Annotated in this window: 22 protein-coding genes; 6 read left to right on the forward strand and 16 right to left on the reverse strand. The window is 58.5% G+C overall.

Going from position 1 to position 21,212, the window contains the following annotated elements; genetic code table 11:
• Positions 1-44: 44 nt before the first annotated feature.
• The 7 genes from AC1DFB_RS07540 to AC1DFB_RS07570 form a co-directional block, all read right to left on the reverse strand.
• Positions 45-695 carry a protein-L-isoaspartate(D-aspartate) O-methyltransferase gene (locus AC1DFB_RS07540; protein WP_170509978.1) on the reverse strand — a complete coding sequence of 217 codons (651 nt, stop codon included), beginning with the start codon at positions 693-695 and terminating at the stop codon, positions 45-47.
• Positions 692-1,474: a 5'/3'-nucleotidase SurE gene (gene surE, locus AC1DFB_RS07545; protein WP_170406170.1), complete on the reverse strand. Its 783-nt coding sequence runs from the start codon at positions 1,472-1,474 to the stop codon at positions 692-694. Before surE ends, AC1DFB_RS07540 begins: the two co-directional genes overlap by 4 nt.
• Before the next feature lie 118 nt (positions 1,475-1,592).
• A complete protein-coding gene (locus AC1DFB_RS07550) occupies positions 1,593-2,678 on the reverse strand; it encodes an ABC transporter ATP-binding protein (RefSeq protein WP_170396795.1) in 1,086 nt (361 codons plus the stop codon).
• Positions 2,679-2,758: 80 nt separating this feature from the next.
• Entirely contained in the window at positions 2,759-3,805 is a 1,047-nt protein-coding gene (locus tag AC1DFB_RS07555) for a methyltransferase domain-containing protein (protein WP_480922435.1), read from the reverse strand.
• A gap of 96 nt (positions 3,806-3,901) precedes the next feature.
• Positions 3,902-5,014: a hypothetical protein gene (locus AC1DFB_RS07560; RefSeq protein ID WP_480922436.1), complete on the reverse strand. Its 1,113-nt coding sequence runs from the start codon at positions 5,012-5,014 to the stop codon at positions 3,902-3,904.
• 2 nt (positions 5,015-5,016) lie between these two features.
• Entirely contained in the window at positions 5,017-5,796 is a 780-nt protein-coding gene (locus AC1DFB_RS07565) for an SDR family oxidoreductase (protein WP_480922437.1), read from the reverse strand.
• Positions 5,797-5,868: 72 nt separating this feature from the next.
• The gene (locus AC1DFB_RS07570) at positions 5,869-6,231 is read right to left on the reverse strand and encodes a SnoaL-like domain-containing protein (protein WP_480922438.1); all 363 of its coding nucleotides are present in this window, start codon (positions 6,229-6,231) and stop codon (positions 5,869-5,871) included.
• Positions 6,232-6,339: 108 nt separating this feature from the next.
• Between AC1DFB_RS07570 and AC1DFB_RS07575 the strand changes: the two genes are divergently transcribed.
• The 3 genes from AC1DFB_RS07575 (at position 6,340) to AC1DFB_RS07585 (ending at position 10,427) form a co-directional block, all read left to right on the forward strand.
• Positions 6,340-7,944, forward strand: coding sequence for a peptide chain release factor 3 (locus AC1DFB_RS07575; protein ID WP_480922439.1), 1,605 nt, complete (start codon positions 6,340-6,342; stop codon positions 7,942-7,944).
• 41 nt (positions 7,945-7,985) lie between these two features.
• Positions 7,986-8,891 carry a glycosyltransferase family 2 protein gene (locus AC1DFB_RS07580; protein ID WP_480569980.1) on the forward strand — a complete coding sequence of 302 codons (906 nt, stop codon included), beginning with the start codon at positions 7,986-7,988 and terminating at the stop codon, positions 8,889-8,891.
• Between the two features lie 183 nt (positions 8,892-9,074).
• Positions 9,075-10,427, forward strand: coding sequence for a DEAD/DEAH box helicase (locus AC1DFB_RS07585; protein WP_170396782.1), 1,353 nt, complete (start codon positions 9,075-9,077; stop codon positions 10,425-10,427).
• On the opposite strand, the gene AC1DFB_RS07590 is transcribed toward AC1DFB_RS07585, so the two are convergent.
• The 3 genes from AC1DFB_RS07590 to AC1DFB_RS07600 are packed head-to-tail and all read right to left on the reverse strand — an operon-like array spanning position 10,424 to position 12,446.
• Positions 10,424-11,326 carry an EamA family transporter gene (locus AC1DFB_RS07590; RefSeq protein ID WP_480762538.1) on the reverse strand — a complete coding sequence of 301 codons (903 nt, stop codon included), beginning with the start codon at positions 11,324-11,326 and terminating at the stop codon, positions 10,424-10,426. The two genes, AC1DFB_RS07585 and AC1DFB_RS07590, sit on opposite strands and share 4 nt — an antisense overlap.
• Positions 11,327-11,347: 21 nt before the next feature.
• Complete coding sequence (locus AC1DFB_RS07595) at positions 11,348-12,250, reverse strand: fatty acid desaturase (protein ID WP_480922440.1); 903 nt, start codon at positions 12,248-12,250, stop codon at positions 11,348-11,350.
• On the reverse strand, positions 12,243-12,446 hold the full coding sequence (locus AC1DFB_RS07600) for a DUF2061 domain-containing protein (protein ID WP_170396775.1): 204 nt from the start codon (positions 12,444-12,446) through the stop codon (positions 12,243-12,245). Before AC1DFB_RS07600 ends, AC1DFB_RS07595 begins: the two co-directional genes overlap by 8 nt.
• A 108-nt stretch (positions 12,447-12,554) precedes the next feature.
• Between AC1DFB_RS07600 and AC1DFB_RS07605 the strand changes: the two genes are divergently transcribed.
• A complete protein-coding gene (locus AC1DFB_RS07605) occupies positions 12,555-13,421 on the forward strand; it encodes a helix-turn-helix domain-containing protein (protein WP_170732373.1) in 867 nt (288 codons plus the stop codon).
• A gap of 76 nt (positions 13,422-13,497) precedes the next feature.
• Complete coding sequence (locus AC1DFB_RS07610; RefSeq protein WP_170396771.1) at positions 13,498-13,680, forward strand: hypothetical protein; 183 nt, start codon at positions 13,498-13,500, stop codon at positions 13,678-13,680.
• Between the two features lies 1 nt (position 13,681).
• On the opposite strand, the gene AC1DFB_RS07615 is transcribed toward AC1DFB_RS07610, so the two are convergent.
• The 3 genes from AC1DFB_RS07615 to bcoG all read right to left on the reverse strand — a co-directional run bounded on the left by AC1DFB_RS07615 (position 13,682) and on the right by bcoG (position 16,902).
• Positions 13,682-14,443, reverse strand: coding sequence for an SDR family oxidoreductase (locus AC1DFB_RS07615; RefSeq protein WP_170396769.1), 762 nt, complete (start codon positions 14,441-14,443; stop codon positions 13,682-13,684).
• Positions 14,440-15,921: a carnitine 3-dehydrogenase gene (locus AC1DFB_RS07620; protein WP_480922441.1), complete on the reverse strand. Its 1,482-nt coding sequence runs from the start codon at positions 15,919-15,921 to the stop codon at positions 14,440-14,442. The genes AC1DFB_RS07615 and AC1DFB_RS07620 overlap by 4 nt, the downstream gene beginning before the upstream one ends.
• 63 nt (positions 15,922-15,984) lie before the next feature.
• Positions 15,985-16,902, reverse strand: coding sequence for a 3-dehydrocarnitine:acetyl-CoA trimethylamine transferase BcoG (gene bcoG, locus AC1DFB_RS07625; protein WP_480922442.1), 918 nt, complete (start codon positions 16,900-16,902; stop codon positions 15,985-15,987).
• Positions 16,903-17,034: 132 nt separating this feature from the next.
• On the opposite strand from bcoG, the gene AC1DFB_RS07630 reads away from it, so the two are divergent.
• Positions 17,035-18,021, forward strand: coding sequence for a GlxA family transcriptional regulator (locus tag AC1DFB_RS07630; protein ID WP_170800611.1), 987 nt, complete (start codon positions 17,035-17,037; stop codon positions 18,019-18,021).
• A 75-nt stretch (positions 18,022-18,096) separates the two neighbouring features.
• Here the strand turns inward: AC1DFB_RS07630 and AC1DFB_RS07635 are convergent, their stop codons facing one another.
• The 3 genes from AC1DFB_RS07635 to AC1DFB_RS07645 are packed head-to-tail and all read right to left on the reverse strand — an operon-like array spanning position 18,097 to position 21,104.
• Complete coding sequence (locus AC1DFB_RS07635) at positions 18,097-19,143, reverse strand: aldo/keto reductase (RefSeq protein WP_480922443.1); 1,047 nt, start codon at positions 19,141-19,143, stop codon at positions 18,097-18,099.
• 31 nt (positions 19,144-19,174) lie between these two features.
• Positions 19,175-19,633, reverse strand: coding sequence for a DNA polymerase III subunit chi (locus tag AC1DFB_RS07640; protein ID WP_480922444.1), 459 nt, complete (start codon positions 19,631-19,633; stop codon positions 19,175-19,177).
• A 4-nt stretch (positions 19,634-19,637) separates the two neighbouring features.
• Positions 19,638-21,104 carry a leucyl aminopeptidase gene (locus AC1DFB_RS07645; RefSeq protein ID WP_480922445.1) on the reverse strand — a complete coding sequence of 489 codons (1,467 nt, stop codon included), beginning with the start codon at positions 21,102-21,104 and terminating at the stop codon, positions 19,638-19,640.
• Positions 21,105-21,212 lie beyond the last annotated feature (108 nt).

The raw sequence follows: 21,212 nt of genomic DNA on the forward strand, positions 1-21,212 counted from the left end.
CACCTGCCCCTGTTCTCCGGGGTTCTGGCGCCTCTAATATACCTTTACGCTCCGTCTTTTCCCAGCCCCTCAAGCAAGGGCACAAAACGGACCGGCAACAATTCGTCATAGTCCAGACCGGTTTCAGTGCGCGTGACCCGGATTAGGGTCTGCACCGCGTCCGACTGGCCCACGGGTAACACCATGATACCGCCGATTTTCAACTGCGCCAAGAGCGGCCCCGGAGGATCTTCGGCAGCAGCGGTCACAATGATACGGTCGAACGGGGCCTGCTCGGACAGTCCAAATGATCCATCCGACAGCATCGCGGTCACATTCGTCAGCCCCAGCTCACGGAACAGTTCTCCCGTTTCGCGCACCAGCCTCTTGTGCCGCTCAACCGTGTAGACCCGGCGCGCCAGCTTGGACAGGATCGCCGCCTGATAGCCCGAGCCGGTGCCGACCTCTAGAACCGTATCACGCGGACGCACCTGCAGCGCCTGCGTCATCAGCCCCACAACCGAAGGCTGGCTGATGGTCTGTCCACAGGCAATCGGTAGCGGAGTGTCCTCATAGGCCCGGTCCGCGAAAAGGCCTTTGACAAACTGCCCCCGGTCAACCTGCTCCATCGCCGCCAGCACACGTGCATCCGTTACCCCGCGCGAGCGCAGGGCAAACAGGAACTGCATTATGGTTTCTGCGCTTGGCCCAGTCATTCGATGACCTTTAGCGCCTCGAGCGTGTCATATGCTGTCAGATCAGCGCGCATCGGAGTGACCGAGATATACCCTTCCAGATTGACCGCCGCATCCGTGCCCGGAGCGGTCGGATTATGCTGATACCCGCCCTTAATCCAAAGGAACCGGCGACCCGAGGGCGAGCTGTGCGGCTCGACAGAGAAATGTGTATCGCGTCGGTACCCCTGCGGGGCCACGCGCGTACCCAGCACCTCATCTGCGGGAACCGGAGGGAAATTCACATTATAGAACAGACGATAGTCGCCCTGCTGCTCGGGTGTCGCATCAAGAATGCGGCGCACCAGATCGGCCCCAAATTTGGCAGCCGCCTCAAACGGATCGTCCAGCCCCAGATTGCGCGGCCCGAAATACTGAGACAAGGCAATCGCGGGCACACCTTGCAACGCCGCCTCCATCGCGCCGCCGATAGTACCCGAATACAGCGTGTTTTCAGCCGAGTTGTTGCCCCGGTTTACCCCTGACAACACCAGATCGGGCGGGGCGTCCTTCATCACGTCGTGCAAACCGGCCAAAACGCAATCCGCCGGAGACCCTTCGGCGGCATAGCGGCGCTCGCCTAGTTTGGCGACCATCATTGGGTGGGTATAGCTAATGCAATGGCCCACGCCTGACTGCTCAAAGGCAGGCGCGACGACCCAGACCTCGCCATCGGGACCGGCCAGTTCAGCCGCGATCGCTTCAAGCACAATCAGTCCCGGCGCATTGATGCCGTCATCATTGGTCAGAAGAATTCGCATGCCCGGTCCACCCCTCGTTTTGCCCTTGATAGACCCGCCTCAGCGCTGCGACAAGCAATGCACATGCGCAATCTGAGGCTTTCACGCACCACTTGGATGAAAATGCAGGATTTGAGCGTCAGGCCGGGAATACAAAACACCGGTCGCGGCGAATGGTCAGCCACATGACACGGCCCTCTTTGGGCACAAAGACGTTCGGAACCGTCGCCTTCAGGATCGAGCCATCATAGTCCATGCGAAACTCGACAAGGCTTTCATTTCCCAAAAACCGAGCACGCTCAACCACGCCTCGGGCGGCAATGCCGTCTGTCGGCGTCGGCGCAGGCCCTTTGCCATTGCGGTCGAAGTCCAGCTTGACGTGCTGGGGTCGAAACACGATTTCAACATCGGTCGCGTCCGGCACACCGGGCGCAAGAAAACGGCCAAACGGAGTATGCGCCAACGCACCATTAACTTGGGCCTTCAACACATTGATATCACTAAAAAACGAAACTGCTGCCTTGTCTGCAGGCCGGGTATAGACATTGTATGGCGCCCCCTGCTGCACAATCTTGCCGCGCCGCATCAGCGCGATTTCATCAGCCATTCGCATCGCCTCGTCCGGCTCATGCGTGACCAATAGAACAGCAGCGTCCTCTTCTTTGAGGACTGCGAGCGTTTCGTCCCGAATGCCGTCGCGCAGACGGTTATCGAGGCCCGAGAACGGCTCATCCATCAGCATGATCCGCGGACGTGGGGCCAACGCACGCGCCAGAGCAACCCGCTGCTGCTCACCCCCAGATAACTGATGCGGAAATCCATCGATGAACCGCATCAGATCGACCTTGGTCAGCAGTTCCTCGACCCGCGCGCGTTTCTGCTCTTTGCTGCCTTTCAGGCCGAACGCGACGTTATCCGCCACGCTGAGATGCGGAAACAGCGCAAAATCCTGAAACATCAGCCCAATCTCGCGCCGTTCGGGCGGTACTCGGAACACCGTGTCACAGATCAGCTTGCCATCTACATAAATCTCGCCTGAGGTCTGCATTTCGACCCCCGCGATCATCCGCAAGGTGGTCGACTTTCCGCAGCCCGAAGGCCCCAGCAGGCAAGTCACCTGCCCCGCGTGCACGGTCAACGATACATCATCCACGACCGTCCGCCCGCCAAAGCGCGCAATCAGATTGCGGATTTCCAATCGAGGAGGAGTTGTCGTCACTGTCACCGATGGACCCCATTGCCTTTCCCGATCAATTCCATCGGGCTTAGGCGGGGATAACAACCCCGCCCATCAGGCGCAAGGGATCAGCAGCACCCGGTCGAGGCAGCTTCGCCCTGTACAACAAACGGGCTATCCCCGCCGCAGCCTTCGAAAATCCCGTAATGGGTCGAGAAATCGCCGATAAACTCGAAATGTCGTGCAAAACGGGTGTCTTGCAGCATCATCCACGTGTTGCCACAGACCGGGAATACTTTGCCGGCCTCGATCGTATGGTGGTCATCCAGCACAAATTCATGCGGCGCACGCGGCACTGTGCCCTTGTAGATCACAGCCTGACCGTAATCCTCGCATGCAGGTTCCAACTCCGGCAGCTTGAACAGACGGTAGGTGGCCGAAATAAAGCTCAGCGGTGCGACCCGTTCTTCCAGAATTGGGTTCTCGATGGTCAAAGGCCGATGCGTCAACCGACGGGGATCGCTGAACCCGACCGCACGCGACATCGACAGAAAATCGTTCCAATAGAGCGCACCCGACAGGCATTCGCCATACAGGATCTCATCCTCGGCCATCGCCTTGGGCACCCGGCGATCGGCGTAGACGTCCGAGAAATACATCTCTCCGCCCTCTTTTAGCAGCCGATGCGTACCACGCAGCACAGCAGCCTTGTCGGTCGCCAGATTAATCACGCAGTTTGAGACGATGATATCGAACGATCCCGGTTCGAGGTCCAGCTCATCCAGCTTTTCGATATAGCCGTGGTGAAACTCGACATTGCTGGCCGAATGTCCGAATGCCTTCGCGTGATGGTCCTGATGCGCGCGCGCCACGTCGAGCTGCTCAGGCGTCATGTCAACGCCGACAACACGGCCCTTTTCACCGACCATCGCGGATAAAGCATACACATCGCGCCCCGCACCACAGCCCAGATCCAGGATACGCATTCCCTCCAGATCCAACGGAGCAATCAGCCCGCATCCATAGTAACGTGTCAGCACATCATCATGAATTTGCGACAGAATTTTCTTGAAGTGATCCGGCATATCATCCGGAGTACAGCAGGCATTTGTTTGCAAATCCGCGCTGCCTTGCAACACCTCACCATAGTAGTTCTGCACAGCCTCGTGCTTCATCGGGGCAATCCTTTTGTCACTGGTCTTTTGCAGCTAGTGCAGCAATCCACACCACGCAATCCACCAGCGCCCGATCTGACGAAACCGTGACAGGGCTCAAGCGAGCAGGTCGAAATCCACGCCTGCGTGCACGCGGCCGTTCACTTGAATCTCCAACCGATGCGGCCCAGGAACCAACTTGAACGTTGTTGCATTGCCCTTCAGCTTGTGCCGCTTTCTAAGTGTCAACTGTCCACCTGTAAGCGCGGCCTGTTTCAACTTGTGAACCTTGGGTGAGATCTTTCCGCCAGGCCGTTGGAAATGAACGATATAGTCGACCAAGACTGGCTGATCTTCTGCGCCGCTCAGGCGGGTTTCAAACTCCAGCGCTTCACCAATCCGGGCCGGACCGTTTACCTGAATCTCAACCGCAATATCTGCATCGGGATCGTATCCAAGCACCTTCATCGCCATGGGATGCCCAGATTTCACAAGGCCTCGTAATGCATGAGATGTCATCCAGTTCAGCTCGTCCTTGTCCTGCCGCCCTGTTTCGCCCCAGCTACGCAGACGTTCCAGCACCAGATCGGGGTCTTTCTTGGTGATATCATTCAGATGATTGGCGACCGAGCGCGTCACATAGCGCGTCCGATCCCCGTGCAACCGGTCCAATAACGGCAATGGGTCTGACATTGCCAAGCCAACGGCCTGCCCCCACGGTAAACGCGGCCGCGTGCCCTCGCTGACCAGACGACGCACGTGATAGCTGGGATGGGTGCACCAGCCCTGCATCCGCGCCATGACCAGTTCGGAGTGGTGATTGAGGTACGGGCGGATCGCCCATTCCATCGAAAATCTCTGGGTCAGCTCTTCGAATACATCCAGCGCCAAAGCGGGATGATCCAGGCCGATTGCACAAACCCAATCACCCAAGGGCGCAAAGATAAAGTCTCCGAAGTCGTCATCACTTTTGGCGGGGTCCAGCGGAGGCGGCAGCGCCCGCAGAATGACCGGTGCCACTGCCGGCAAATCGCCAGGCACCGATTCTTGCAGACACTCTGCAATCCACGCCATACGCTCTTTCAGTTCAAGCTCGGGCAAACGCGACATCACTTTCGCCGCGAATGCTTCTTCCTTGAAATCGGAATCAGCCTTGGCGAACAAGCCCGCAAGAAAGCTTACCTTTTCCGCGTTGAACAACTGATCTTTCAGAGAAAAGTTCTGTGCCATACCTACATCGTCAGATTGGTGCCACCACCGTCCAGCAAAATGTTCTGCCCGACAATGAACCCGGCGTGTTGCGAGCATAGAAACGCGCAGGTCGCCCCAAACTCTTCCCTCGTGCCATAGCGTCTCGCTGGGATGGTTGCAGCGCGTTCAGCCCGTGCCTCGGCCATCGAAATACCTTTCTGCTCTGACACCCCGCCATCCAGCGCGTTCGCGCGGTCGGTGGCGTGGATACCTGGCAGCAGATTATTGATCGTCACGCCATGTGGTGCCACCTGGCGCGATGTGCCCGCAACATAGCCGGTTAATCCAGTTCGCGCCGCATTCGACAGGCCCAGCACCGCAATCGGCGCGCGTACCGACTGCGAGGTGATATTCACCACGCGACCCCAGCCCTTATCCATCATGCCCGGCAGCAGAGCCTTCATGAAAGCTATGGGTGTCAGCATATTGGCATCCAGTGCTTTAATGAAATCATCACGCTCCCAGTCCGACCACATGCCGGGCGGAGGGCCACCCGCGTTTGTGACAAGGATATCAGTGCCCTGCGCGGCACTTATCACCTCGGTCTGACCCTCTGGTGTGGTAACATCACAAGCCACTGTCTGCACGGCAATGCCATATGATGATCGCAAACGCGTGGCTTCGGCCTCCAACGTTTCGGCTCCGCGCGCGTTCATCACAAGATCAACGCCGGCTTCGGCCAACGCCTCGGCACAGCCCAATCCCAAGCCTTTGCTGCTGGCACAAACCAGCGCACGTTTTCCGCGAATTCCCAAGTCCATTCTGGCCCTCCCTATCTTCGGCACACATCTAACATCGGCCCGGCAAAGAAGACCAGAATGGGATCTTGCGGATTAATAAAAGAACTCTTCACGCACGATCTTGCCATCGGCGACGTGATAGACACCGACCTCACGCATATCAAAGCTCTCACCGGTTTCTTTCACCTTGCCCTGCACTTCAAAGATCACGGCAAAGCGGTCGTCACCATGCGGGTACGGGCCACTGACGGACGCGCCCGATACTTCATGTGCGCCTTCCCACCATTCGTGCTTGCCAAGAATAGCTTCCAATCCGTGCGTCTCGCGCCCCATGCCCGCAAAATCCTGTCCCTCAACAGAAACAGCATCCGAGGCATAAAGCTTCTCGAGGTTTTCCTTGGCCCGGTTCTCGCGGCATCCAGCAACCAGTTCGTCTGCGATTTCTTTCAAATTCATTGGTCCACTCCATTTTTGTTCACTATATGTTCTTATTGCCACAGCCACATGATTCGAACCACCCCCTTTGTCTTGCCTCAGTCGGATTCCCCGCCTATACGCGCGCTTATGCTTGATACTTCGAACCAACCCACCCTGCCGCCCGAGATCGCTCGTCGCCGGACCTTCGCTATCATCTCGCACCCGGATGCGGGCAAGACGACGCTAACGGAAAAGTTTCTGCTGTACGGCGGCGCGATCCAGATGGCTGGACAGGTACGGGCCAAGGGTGAGGCACGGCGGACGCGGTCGGACTTTATGCAGATGGAGAAAGATCGTGGTATTTCGGTCTCAGCCTCGGCCATGTCGTTCGACTATGGGAACTTCCGGTTCAATCTGGTGGACACACCCGGCCACTCGGATTTCTCCGAAGACACCTATCGCACCCTGACGGCCGTAGACGCCGCCGTCATGGTCATTGACGGTGCGAAAGGTGTGGAAAGCCAGACGCAGAAACTGTTCGAGGTCTGCCGCCTGCGCGATCTGCCGATCCTGACCTTCTGTAACAAGATGGACCGCGAAAGCCGGGATACGTTCGAGATCATCGACGAAATTCAGGAAATGCTGGCGATCGACGTCACGCCAGCCGCGTGGCCTATCGGTGTGGGTCGCGATTTCATCGGCTGCTACGACATGCTGCGCGACCGGCTTGAGCTGATGGACCGCGCCGACCGCAACAAGGTGGCCGAAAGCATCCAAATCAATGGTCTGGATGACCCTAAGCTGGCCGAGCATGTGCCCGTTGAATTGCTCGACAAGCTGCTGGAAGAGGTTGAGATGGCGCGCGAATTGCTGCCCAAGCTCGACCCTCAGGCGGTGCTTGAGGGGCACATGACGCCGATCTGGTTTGGTTCGGCCATCAACTCGTTTGGCGTCAAGGAACTGATGGAGGGTATCGGCGCCTATGGTCCGCAGCCGCAGGTTCAGTCGGCTGAGCCCCGTCAGATCGCGCCCGATGAAAAGAAGGTCGCCGGTTTCGTGTTCAAGGTGCAGGCCAATATGGATCCCAAACACCGCGACCGGGTGGCGTTTGTCCGCATGGCCTCGGGCCATTTCAAACGCGGCATGAAGCTAACGCATGTGCGATCGAAGAAACCGATGGCAATATCGAACCCCGTGCTGTTCCTCGCCTCTGATCGTGAACTGGCCGAGGAAGCCTGGGCCGGTGATATCATCGGCATTCCCAACCACGGTCAGTTGCGCATCGGTGACACGCTGACCGAAGGTGAGGCGATCCGGGTGACCGGCATCCCCTCCTTCGCACCGGAATTGCTGCAAACGGTGCGCGCGGGTGACCCATTGAAGGCCAAGCATCTGGAAAAGGCCCTGATGCAGTTTGCCGAGGAAGGTGCCGCGAAGGTTTTCAAACCCTCAATCGGGTCAGGATTCATCGTAGGCGTCGTCGGTGCGCTGCAATTCGAGGTGCTCGCCAGCCGGATTGAGATGGAATACGGCCTGCCTGTGCGGTTTGAGGCGTCTCAGTTCACCTCGGCCCGTTGGGTCAGTGGCAACAAGGATGAGATCGACAAATTCGTCAACGCCAACAAGCAGCATATTGCCCATGATCACGATGGAGATATCGTCTATCTGACGCGGCTGCAGTGGGACATCGACCGGGTCGTCCGCGATTATCCCGAGCTGAGCCTGACCGCGACGAAGGAAATGATGACCTGACGGATTCTGCAGGCAATCCAGAAGTGACCACATGGGGGATTGTGTCAACGATCCGCGCCCCGCGTGAGGATATTTTGCGCTTTGCCGCCCACCACCTCGATATCGGCGCGGACCGGATTCACATCTTTCTGGACGAGCCGGTCCAGGGGGACATCTCAGCCCTGCGCGAGCATCCCCGGATCCGGGTGCGTACCTGCGATGCGGCATTCTGGAAGCGTCGCAGGCGTGAGAGGCCGGACAAACATCAGGTTCGCCAATCCTCGAATGCGAATTTGATCTACAACAGGACTGATCTGGACTGGGTCGCACATATCGATGTCGATGAGTTTCTGTGGCCGATGTCCCCGATCCCCGACCTGCTGCGCGACATCCCCGATGACATCCCCGCCGTCCGCGTCCGCCCGATTGAGGCGCTGGCGGGTGGCCAGGACCTCTACAAAGCGTTCATTCCCGAAGGTCAGAATCGACAAGCCCTGGTCGAAGCGCTCTATCCCAATTTCGGCACTTACGTTCTGGCCGGTTTCATGAGCCACATTCAGGGGAAGCTGTTTGTGCGTAAAGGCCTGAAAAAGCTGAGCGACCGCATACATAACCTCTATCAGAACGGTGAGTTTCTGCCGGTCAGGACCGAGCTTCCTCAGATCGATCTGTGTCATCGCCACGCCCCGGATTGGGAGCATTGGCTGGCGCATTATCGTTTCCGCCTCGAACGCGGCTCGTACCAGGCCAGCCCGGATCGCCCGCGAAAGATCGGTGCGCTAGACAGGTACGAATTGATCACCCTTCTGGAAACCGAATACGGGCTCGATGGCCTGCGGGAATTTTACGATGAAATCAGCGCTGCTGACCCGGAAGTGCTGGAACGGCTTGAGGATAACGACATGATCCGTCACCGGCCGCTTGATCTGGACCAAAAAGTCGCGAAACACTTTCCCGGAACCATCTGAATTGTTGCGGAAATCCTTGTTACCGGCAGATTTGCCACGGATTAAACCGACTTCATTTGACCATGCCCCACGTTTTTGTTATGCCCGCGCCACAGCCGAAACGCGCATGGGGCGCATGGCCATCCGGGCCCGGCATTTTCAGACGCGCGGGCCAGGTCTAGTGTCCGCTTGAACCGGACATACATGACAAAGTTTAACGAACTGAACCTGAACCCGAAGGTCCTCAAAGCAATTGAGGAAGCCGGATACGAAACTCCGACCCCGATCCAGGAAGGCGCAATTCCAGCTGCGCTGGAAGGGCGCGATGTTCTGGGGATCGCCCAAACCGGCACCGGCAAAACCGCCAGCTTCACCCTGCCGATGATCACATTGCTGGCCCGTGGGCGCGCCCGCGCACGCATGCCACGCTCGCTGGTCTTGTGCCCGACGCGGGAACTGGCAGCGCAGGTGGCCGAGAATTTCGATACCTACGCCAAGCACCTCAAGCTGACCAAAGCACTGTTGATCGGTGGCGTTTCCTTTAAGGAACAGGATGCTCTGATTGACCGCGGTGTTGACGTGCTGATTGCCACTCCGGGCCGTCTGCTGGATCATTTCGAACGCGGGAAGCTGCTTCTGACAGGCGTTCAGATCATGGTGGTGGACGAAGCTGACCGGATGCTCGACATGGGTTTCATTCCTGATATCGAGCGCATCTTCTCGCTGACGCCATTCACCCGCCAGACGCTGTTCTTCTCAGCCACCATGGCGCCCGAGATCGAACGGATCACCGATACTTTCCTGTCGGCCCCCACCCGGGTCGAAGTTGCGCGTCAGGCCACCGCTTCGGAAACCATCGAACAAGGCGTGGTGATGTTCAAAGGTGGTCGCCGGGATCGTGAGGCCAGCCAGAAACGCAAAACCCTGCGCGCATTGATCGATGCCGAGGGTGACAAATGCACCAACGCCATCATCTTCTGCAATCGCAAGACCGATGTAGATATCTGCGCCAAGTCGCTGAAGAAATACGGCTATAACGCCGCCGCGATCCATGGCGATCTGGATCAGTCGCAGCGGATGAAAACACTCGACGGATTCCGCGATGGATCACTGCGGCTGCTGGTGGCTTCGGACGTTGCTGCACGGGGTCTGGATATCCCCTCGGTCAGCCACGTGTTCAACTTCGATGTTCCCGGCCATGCCGAAGATTATGTCCACCGCATCGGCCGCACGGGCCGTGCCGGGCGCGAAGGCAAGGCAATCACGATCTGCTCGGGCCGCGATGAAAAGGCGCTGGCCGCGATCGAGAGCCTGATCCAGAAGGACATTCCGCGCATCGACAATCCGGTCAAGGCCGATGAACCCAAGCCCGAGGCGCCAAAGCCAGAGAAGAAGGCCAAAGCGTCGGACAACAAAAAGAGCGAGAGCCGCAAAGAGCGAGAGCCCAAAACCCGTGGTCGTGGACGTCGCGACGATGGCGGGCCAGCAGTTGTAGGCATGGGGGATCACCTCCCCAGCTTTATCGCCCTCAGCTTTGATGAGCGTCGCGCAGGCTAGATTGTCAGCACAAGCGCCAGTATCGACAAGCCAAGCAACGTCATCCCGGCGATCTCGCGCCGGGTGATGGTTTCACGGAAAAACAGCAGCGATGCGATCAGGCTGAGGATCAGTTCGATCTGACCCAAGGCCTTCACATAGGCTGCGTTCTGCAACGTGAAGGCGAAGAACCAGCAAAACGAACCACAGAGGCTGGTCAGGCCGACAAAAACACCGGTCCGGCGAGTCTCCCACACCGCGCGCAGCTCGGCCCTGTCTCGCCAAAGCAGCCACAGCCACATGCTGAGAAACTGAAACGTTACCACGACGGCAAGTGTCACAAGTGCCCGGAACCACGCATCGATGTCGCCCAATTGCAAAGAGGCGCCGCGATAGCTGACCGAGGAGAATGCGAATAACACGCCTGACCCCAGTCCAAGACGCGAGGCTTTGTTTGTCAGATGTTGCCACCAAGCGCCGCTGCCTCCGGGCGTTTTTGACAATAACAGGACGGCCAGCAACCCAAGCAGAATTGCCCCCAGCGCCCCGGTAGAGACCTGATCGCCGAGGACAAGGAACCCCACAATAGCGGTTTGAATCACCTCAGTTTTCTTGAACGTAATCCCTACCGCAAAGTTGCGCTGCTTGAACAATGCCACAACGCAGATCGTGGCCAATATCTGTGTGGTCCCGCCGATGACAGCAAATATCCAGAACTTCGCCGTCAGCGCTGGCAGTTCGTACCCTGTCGCGCCCAAAGCAATGAAAAGCCCCAGCAAGGCCAATGGCATGGAATAGGCGAATCGTGCAAATGTCGCCCCGGCAGCCGAAAGCTTCACGCTGCTCAGGGATTTCTGCAGCATAAACCGCACCGTCTGGAACGACGCGGCCGCGATGGTGACGGGAATCCATAAACTCATGGCTTCCCTTCTGTCGTTAAATCAAGGCTTTGGCCAGAGCGGATGCGCCACCGGATCCTTGGCGCGCCAGAAATACTCTCGGAATATCTGCCCGTACGAACGGTAGACATAAGCCTCGTTACAGGCCAAGTATCTTTCCTTGCCGGTACGATAGAGAGCAGGTAATCGGTACCACGGCGCTGATGGATTCATGTGATGAACGACGTGCAAGTTATTGTTCAAAAACAGAAATGCAAGGATGCCACGGTCTTCTACGATCACTGTGCGCGCGCGCGATTTCTCATGCGCGCGGTGTTCCAGGAATGTGCGGATCTTGACCAGTCCCAGCCCGATATATGCTGAAAGGGCGAAGGCCCAGATCGGCATTTGCGAAAGCGAGACGATCCAAAGAGTCGCGACAACGCCGGGCATATGCAGCGCCCATGCCAACAAAATCGCCCGATCTCCGCGAAGTGCACCACGCAGTTCATCTCGCAAGAACGCAACCTGCCCAATTGCAGGCCCCAGAACCATCCGCCCCAGCAGAGTGTTGTTCACTTGATACATCCGCCTCTGCCAACCGGACAGAGACGCCCAGACCTGCGGGTCGAGATAGTTGGTCTCAGGGTCATCATAGGGATCGGTTAGGTTCGCGTCACAGTGATGCGCCAGATGCAGGTCTCGAAACCGATTGTAGGGAATGAACAAAGTCAGCGGCATCGCCATCAGCGCCTCATTCAGCCACTTCTGGCGAAAGGGATGCCCGTGCAAAGCCTCATGGGTCAGCGAGGAATGCAGCGCAGCCACCAGCCCCATGAACGGGATCGCAAGCCAAAGCGATATGCCTGCCAACCAGAAAATCGCACCAATCCAGGCTAAATAGCACGCGATGATCAGGGCAAATGTCGCCCATTCAGGTGATTTGGGTGTGATCGGCTCAGCCATTGCGGCCCCACGTGATTCCGGCCCAGATACGCTCGTAAATTACATACATGGTCAGACCAATGGCTGTATTGACCAGCGCAACCATCCCTCCAAGTGCTGCTGAACCCGTGGCGATCAAACCAACCAGCGTCATCATCGCCAGCCCCATCGCATTCCACACCAGCGCCTTCACGACCGACCTGCGTCGCGTTTCCATTCCAGACCCCATTCTTATTTTTGTAACACCAGCGTTACAGACAGAGCCAAGGGTCGTGAATTCTGAATATGATTAACAATTCTCACCAAAGGCGATATTAATCACCACATGATTGATAAAATCGACAAACGGGATCGTGCCCTGCATTTTCGCCAGCGCCTGGCCCGAGCAATGCAGGATCGAGATGTCAGCCAAAGCGCCCTGGCACGCGACATCGGTGTTGACCGATCGACCGTTTCGCAGTTGCTGACCGGTGCGGGCGCGCGCCTGCCCAATGCGCATGTGGTCGGTAGCTGCGCCTCGGCGCTCGGGGTTTCCGCCGACTGGCTTCTTGGGCTTTCCAACCGACCCGAAAGCGCGGCAGAACTATTGGCCAGTTCCCTCACCCTAACCGAGGCCGCCCGGGCATTGGTTGATGAGCGCATTTTTGAATGGCATCAAGAGGCCGCCGGCTACAAGATACGCTACGTTCCGGCTACCCTGCCCGACATGCTCAAGACCCGCGCCGTGCTTGAATGGGAATACGCTCCGCATCTCGGCCGTACTGCAGATCAAGCCATTGGCGCCTCGGCAGACCGGCTGGCATGGATGCGCAGCGCCCAGTCCGATTATGAGATTGCCATGCCGTTGTACGAGCTTCACAGCTTTGCCTATGCCACCGGTTACTACGAGGGACTACCGCTTCAGGTCCGGTTGGATCAGATCGATCACCTGCTGTCGGTGTGCGAGCAGCTTTATCCACGTCTGCGCATCTATCTATTTGATGCAAAACGTCTTTACTCTGCCCCCGTCACGATATTCGGCCCACTTCTTTGCGTGTTCTATGCCGGAAGCCACTACATGGCTTTCCGAGACCGCGACCGGATTGAGGTCTTTACGCTCCATTTCGACCGGCTGGTTCGAGAGGCGGATATGACCGCGCGTGATTTCCCGGACCATCTGCAGCAATTGCGCTCAGAAATCTCTCAGACATGACCTGGGCTGAAAGCTGTAGTATAGTCACTTGGCGCGAAACTACAGACATTCCGATCTGAGATGGAGGATGACGGGAATGGACGCACTCAAAACCGCTGAATACGCACGTGCCCTTTATACGGCCCATGGCGATCGGGCCGAAGCCGAAGCTGCGCAGAAAATGCGCGAATGTGAAGCCGCCGGAAATCAGCAGGAGGCGCAGGACTGGCAAGCCGTCCGCAGCGCCATCCGCCAGATTCGGGGGCCAAATCAGGGCTGATTCACAGTTTCGGGTCAGGATTGACCGTATGGCCATCCACCGCGATTACCTGACCCGACACCAGCCTCGCTGCATCTGAAGCCAGGAATACAGCCATGTTCGCTATGTCCTGCGCCTCTACAAAGCGGCCCATGGACGTGCCCGAGGCATAGCCGTCGTAAACCTGATCCCGGGTCATGCCCTTGGCATCGGCCTCGCGCTGTAACACGCCCTCCATGCGTGGTCCTTCAACCGAACCCGGGCAGATCACATTGCAGCGGATACCGTGCGGCCCAAGCTCCATCGCCAGCGTCTTGCCCAATCCCACCATGCCCCACTTGGCCGCCGCGTACGGCGCGCGGTTGGGGTATCCGTACTGGCCTGCAGTCGATGAAGTGATCAAGATCGCCCCGCTGCGCTGCTGTTTCATCAGAGGTGCAGCGTATTTAGAGCACAAAAATGACCCCTCTAAATTGATGGAAAGGCATGACCTCCAATCCGTCAGGGAAACGTCCTCAACTGCTGCGGTGGGACCCGCTATCCCCGCATTCGCACAGAGCACATCAAGCCCGTCCCATTCGGTCTCAAGGTCAGTAAACGCAGCCGCGACAGCATCCTCATCCGACACATCAAGCTGGCTTTGCTTCCAATGCGCCGGGCAATCCGCCAACGCATCCGCATCAACATCCGCAACCCAGACCTGAGCCCCGGCAGCATCAAACGCTTCAGCCATGGCCCTGCCGACGCCAGAGGCGCCTGCGGTAATCAAGACCCGGCTGCTCATGCGGGCTTGCGGATCGCCGCGCCCGCGCCTTCGGGATAAGGCAACCCGGCCTGCGCCTCGGCAACCCGTGCCATCGCGGCCTCGATCTCGGGTGAAGGTGGGCTGGGGCGTCGGGTCTCAAGGCTGACATGCAGAAGAAAGCTTTCGCCTGTGGCCAGCAGCGTTTCACCCTCGTACATGCTGTGGAAGACATGCAGCTTCTTGCCCTGCCCTAACAGCATCTGCGTACGGCATTCGATCCGCGACCCCGCATGGGTCTCCTGCATGTAACGGATGTGATTTTCGGCAGTGAAATAGCTGCCGCCTGTCGCGATATACTCCATATCGCAGCCAATGATTTCCATGAAACGATCCGTGGCCGCTGCAAAGGCCTCCAGATATTTAGCTTCATTCATGTGGCCATTGTAGTCGGTCCAATCCAGCGGAACGGCGCGCGACAGCGTGAGGATCGGCTGGCTCAGATCCGCCTCGTCCAGCGTCGGCAGCGCTCCGGGCTTCAAGGCCGCATCATGCTGGTTCAATACCGCCCCTGCACCATAGTTCTGGGCCTTCAGCGCCCGCATCATACCAACGAGGTTATTGTCCCGGATACGCTCCAACTCGCGGATCGAGCGCTTGCCAGACTGCGCATCCGACTGATCCGCAATCATGTCGACCAACTCATCAGTGAACTCAGGCACGTCCATGAGCTTGGTCCAGGGCCATTTCAGCGCCGGGCCGAACTGAGCCATGAAATGCCGCATCCCGGCCTCTCCACCGGCCACGCGATAGGTTTCGAACAGTCCCATCTGAGCCCAACGGATACCAAAACCCATGCGGATGGATTCATCGATCTCTTCGGTCGTTGCGATGCCGTCTTTCACCAGCCAAAGCGCCTCGCGCCACACCGCCTCGAGGAACCGGTCAGCAATATGCGCGTCGATTTCCTTCTTGATGTGCAGCGGGAAGAACCCCACCGAGGCCAAAAGATCTTTGGCCCGCGCGATCAAGTCAGGTGAATTCTTGTCGGTCGGAACCAGTTCGATCAGTGGCAACAGGTAGACCGGGTTGAACGGGTGGGTCACCACGATCTGCTCGGGTCGCAAAGCGCCTTCCTGCAACTCCGAGGGCTTGAACCCGCTGGTCGAGGACCCGATGATTGCATCTGGATCACAAACCCCCTGCAAGCTCTTGTAAACCTTCAGCTTCAGATCGAGCCTTTCCGGTACGCTCTCCTGAATCCAGATCGCACCCTGAACTGCCTCACCGAGATCGTCATGAAAGCTCAGCGTCCCTTCGGGCGGCAGAGGTACATCGCTCAACCCCGGCAAAGAACGACGCGCGTTATCTAACACCTCACCGATCTTCCTCTCGGCTTCAGGGTCGGGATCGTATACCCGAACATTCCGTCCGTTCAGCAGGAACCGGGCAGCCCACCCGCCACCAATCACTCCGCCTCCGATGATTGCTGCTGTTTTTGCTTGCTGTTCTTTGCCCACGATCCGCCTCTTCATCTGGCCAAAAATATCTCGGGGGTTTGGGGGCTGGCCCCCAATCCGCGACTACTTCGCAACCGGAGCCCGCTTGGTAAGCCCCAGCTTCTCACGCACTTCCTGCGGCCCGATCACCCGCGCGCCCATGTTTTCGATGATGCTGCCTGCACGCTCGACCAACTGCCAGTTTTCGGCCAGAACACCCTTTTCCAGCCACAGGTTGTCCTCCAGCCCGACGCGCACATTACCGCCCGCCAGAACCGAGGCCGCGACATACGCCATCTCATTGCGCCCCAGCGAAAACGCGCTGAACGTCCAGTCCTCCGGCACATTGTTCACCATCGCCATAAAGGTGTTGAGATCATCCGGAGCCCCCCACGGCACCCCCATACATAGCTGGACCAGAGCGTTCGGTTCCAGAACACCCTCTTTCACCAGCTGCTTGGCGAACCACAGATGGCCGGTGTCGAAGGCCTCGATCTCGGGCTTCACACCCAGATCGGTCATCATCTGCCCCATCGCCCGCAAGGCGCCGGGCGTATTGGTCATCACATAATCGGCCTCGGCAAAGTTCATCGTGCCACAATCCAGAGTACAGATTTCAGGCAAGCACTCCGCTACATGAGCAACACGTTCAGTCGCGCCGACCAAATCTGTTCCGGCCTCTGCCAAAGGCAGCGGATTTTCGATCCCGCCGAACACGATGTCTCCGCCCATGCCCGCCGTCAGGTTCAGAACCGCGTCTACTTCGGCATCGCGAATGCGGTCCGTGACTTCACGGTACAGCGCCAGATCGCGTGAAGGCGCACCGGTCTCGGGGTCGCGCACATGGCAGTGCACCACGGCCGCACCGGCTTTCGCTGCAGCAATTGCACTATCGGCAATCTGCTTCGGCGAACGCGGCACATGTGGGCTGCGATCCTGTGTCCCGCCCGAGCCGGTGACGGCACAGGTGATAAAGACTTCGCGGTTCATTTCCAAAGGCATGGCGTTATCCCCAGCTTATACCCGGTTTTACCGTGGGTTTTCCCCAGGCTTCTCCCCGGATTCCGATTTGCGTCAACGCCAACTCTGACGCAGCCTTGAGGGAACCACTTAGCAAAATGCGAATCAGACTTGATGAAATCCGCAAAAAACATACTGCAGCCCGAACATCGCGCCCTGAAAACGGCGGTGCTGGTGCTGGACGAATGCAACACACTCAGCTTCGCGGCCGCCGTCGATCCGATGCGTGCTGCCAACCGACTGGCGGATCGGCCCGCTTTTGATTGGGACTACGTCACGGCAACCACAGAACCCGCGATGCTGACCAGCGCCCTGAATGTGCAAGGCATTCCCCTGGCCCGGTTGCAGGGCTGCGATCTGTTGATCGTAGTTGCCGGATTCCAATTGGCCCGTCACGCGACGCCCAGCCTGCTCGCCGGGCTCCGCAGGATCGCGGCCACCGGTGCAACAATCGCCGGGATCGATGGCGGCCCCTGGTTGCTGGCTGAGGCTGGATTGCTCGACGGTCACGCGGCGACGACCCATTGGGAGGATTTGGAGAACTTCGCTGCGCGCTTTCCCAATGTCGATGTGCGCCCTGACCGATTTACCGTCTCCGATACACGCCTGACCTCCGGCGGCGCCGTCCCGGCGATCGATATGATGCTCCATATTATTGCTGCACGTCATGGCGCGGGCTTTGCCGCCCGCGTGTCCGGGCTATTCCTCTACGAAGGTGCATCTCAGCCCTCAAAACCGCAAAGCCGCACCGGTGCGCCGCACCGTCACACCGCGCTCACAGCCAAAGCCAACTCATTGATGGAATCCTCACTGGACGACCCGCTGTCCCTTGCGCACATCGCCGATAGACTCGGCACTAGTACGCGCACCCTGCAGCAGCAGTTCCGCCTGCGCCTGAATACAACTCCGCAGGATCACTACCTGCAACTCAGATTGGCCGAGGCCCGCCGTCTGGTTACCGATACCGACCTGCCGCTGATGGACGTGGCGCTGGCCACCGGCTTCGCCTCGCAATCCAGCTTCGCCCGCGCGTTTCGAACCGCCCACGGCCTCACGGCTCGCGACCTCAGGCAAGACCGTACGCAACCAACCCATCACTGACACGATCCAACTTCATCTGGCATAAAATACCTCGGGGGAGTCGCCAAAGGCGACGGGGGCAGAGCCCCCATCCCTTCAATATGGCATCGGAAACGCCCGATGCGCCGCACTGATCTCGGCCATCACTTCGGACGACAGCTTCAAATCCTTACCCGCCAGAATATGTTCTAGCTGCGCTACATTTGTCGCGCCAAAGATGGTTGAGGCCATGAACGGACGGCTGCAACACCACGCCAGTGACATGTGGATCGGGTCCAGCCCATGCCGCGCGGCGACATCCAGATAAGCCGCCACTGCATCAAAAACGCGATCTGTTTTACGCCCGCCCATATTCGGCACCAGCGCCATGCGTGATCCTTCTGGAACAGCACCCCCTTGATATTTCCCAGTCAGGAAACCTGCCGCCAACGGTGAGAATGATAGTAACCCGACATCTTCCAGAAGACACAATTCAGCCAGGTCGGTATCGAATAACCGGCAGAGCAAAGAATATTCGTTCTGGATCGACGCGACCCGAGGTCCACTAACCTCATCCGACGCCCGCAACCACTGAGCGGTACCCCAAGCGCTTTCATTCGACAGACCAAAGGCGCGGATATTGCCCTTGTCCACCTGCGCCCGCAGAGCGATCAGGCTTTCGCGCATCTCGTCCATAATCTCGTCCCGGTTGTGACCCGAGGGTGCATAGTCCCAGTTCTGTCGGAACATGTAGCTGCCACGATTTGGCCAGTGGAACTGATAGAGATCTATGCAGTCAGTCTGTAGACGACGCAGTGAACCCTCTATCGCCTCAGGTATGGTCTCTTTCGAGATTGGGGCGCCATTGCGCGCATGCACGAACCCTTCACCAGAGTGTTTCGTGGCCAGCACATAGTCCCCTCGACGCGAACGATTGGCGGCATTCCAATTGCCAAGAATCTCTTCGGTCCGCCCGACCGTCTCTGCCGAGATCGGGTTCACCGGATACATCTCAGCCGCGTCGACAAAGTTGATCCCACCCGCAAGCGCCATGTCCATCTGGCGGTGCGCCTCAGTTTCCGAGGTCTGAGTACCAAAGGTCATTGTCCCAAGACATAAATCCGACACCATGATCCCGGTGCGGCCCAAAGGCTTCATATCCATTTGAAATCTCCTAAAATATATTTGTGGCCGATCAAGCCTCGGCCTTTTTCTCCCATCGTCCGGATTCCTCGGACCAATATTGTGCCGAACATCCCGCCCCGGTCAGAGCCTTCCACTGCCCGCGCGCATGTTGAACCGCCTCCGGATCATTCCCGTCGAACAGAATGCAGACACGCTCCATGGTCGAAACTTCCTCCGCCTCAACCGTTGCCCCATCGACAGCCATCACACAGGTCGCGCCATTTGCGGCCTCTTGGCCGGTCGTCAGCAGAACGGGCTGTGCCGCGTCGTGCGGGCCACCTTCGCGGCCATGCGGCAGGAACCCGTCCTCAGGTCCCAGCCACAATTTCTCATCCAGCCAGTCCATCCGCACAGGGTCGATACCCCGCACGGCAATCCGCCACCCGGCCTGCCGTGCCTTGTCGAGCAGCACAGGCAATGTGTGCTCTAACGGCTGGCGGGTCAGGTGGTAGAAATAGACGGCACCCATACGCTTACTCGAAATTGTCCTGCACGAACCGGCTTAGCGCGCGGACGCCCCAGCCCGTGGCCCCTTTCGGCGCATAAGAGGTCTCGGAAGAGACAGAGGCCACACCTGCGATATCCAAGTGAATCCATGGCGTCTCTTCCTTGACGAAACGCTGCAGGAACTGTGCTGCGGTGATCGAACCTGCGGGCCGCCCGCCCACGTTCTTCATATCCGCAATGCGCGATTTAAGTTGTTTGTCATAGCCTTCACCCAAGGGCAGCCGCCATGCGCCCTCGTCCTCGGCCTTGGCCGACTTCAAGAAGGCGTCGCAGAAGGTGTCGTTGTTTGAAAACACACCGGCATTCTCATGCCCAAGACCAATGATGACCGCGCCCGTCAGAGTGGCCAGATCGATCATGCCCACCGGCTGGAACCGATCCTGCGCGTACCACATGACGTCACACAGAACCAAACGACCCTCGGCATCGGTGTTGATGATCTCGACAGTGTCGCCTTTCATCGAAGTGACCACATCGCCCGGCCGAGAGGCATTGCCCGAGGGCATGTTTTCGACCAACCCGACCAGCCCCACGACATTGGCTTTGGCGTTGCGCTTGGCCAACGCTCGCATGGTTCCGGCAACAACTCCCGCGCCGCCCATGTCCATGGTCATGTCTTCCATGCCTCCGGCCGGCTTCAGCGAGATACCGCCGGTATCGAACACGACCCCCTTTCCGACCAAGGCCAGCGGCGCGTCATCCTTGTCGCCGCCGTCCCATTGCATCACCACAACTTTCGAGGGGCTGACCGAGCCCTGCCCGACGCTCAGCAGCGTACGCATGCCCAGTTCGGCCAGCTTGTCCTCTTCCAGAACCTCGACCTTCAGGCCCAGCGATTCCATCTCGACCAACCTGTCCGCGAACTCAGTTGTCGTCAGCACATTCGCGGGTTCATTTGTCAGATCTCGTGTCATGCGCACACCGTCTGCGACGGCATAGAGCGGCGCAAAGTCAGCTTCGGCCTCCTCTGGCTTGGAGTGACCGATGGTGATCTCACCCGCCGGGTCTGAGTCCTTGGATTTGTGGACATCGAAATCGTAGGCCCGCAGTACCATGCCCAAGGCTACCTCTTCGATACGCACGTGATTGGCGGCCATGACCAGCACGGGTTTGCCCGCTGCAGCTTTCGCCAGATTGGCCCCGGCCTTGCGTGCCTCGTCAGAGTCGGGGCGACGCGGCAACACCAGAATATCCAGCGCCTCGGCCACCATTCCGGCAGGCCAGGCCAGCGAAATAACATTACCCGATTTGACCTTGCTGAACCGCTCGCTTTCGACCAGCCGCGCAACCGCGCCTTTGGTCAGGCGATTGGCTCGACGCGCGGCGGGGCTCATCTTGCCATCGGCGGGAATGAGAATGGCCACGCGCCCTTCGGTTTGCGCTATCGCATCAAGGTCAAAGGGGGTGAATCGGACGGGCACAAGACTGCTCATATCATTCTCCTGAAAAATGCGTTGCCCAAGACCTAGCCCGCGCAGCCACCGTTGACCAGATAGCAGTTTTCCCCGCCGGGCAATTGCATTATGGTCGCGCGAAAATAA

This window comes from Ruegeria sp. S84, from assembly GCF_056583445.1.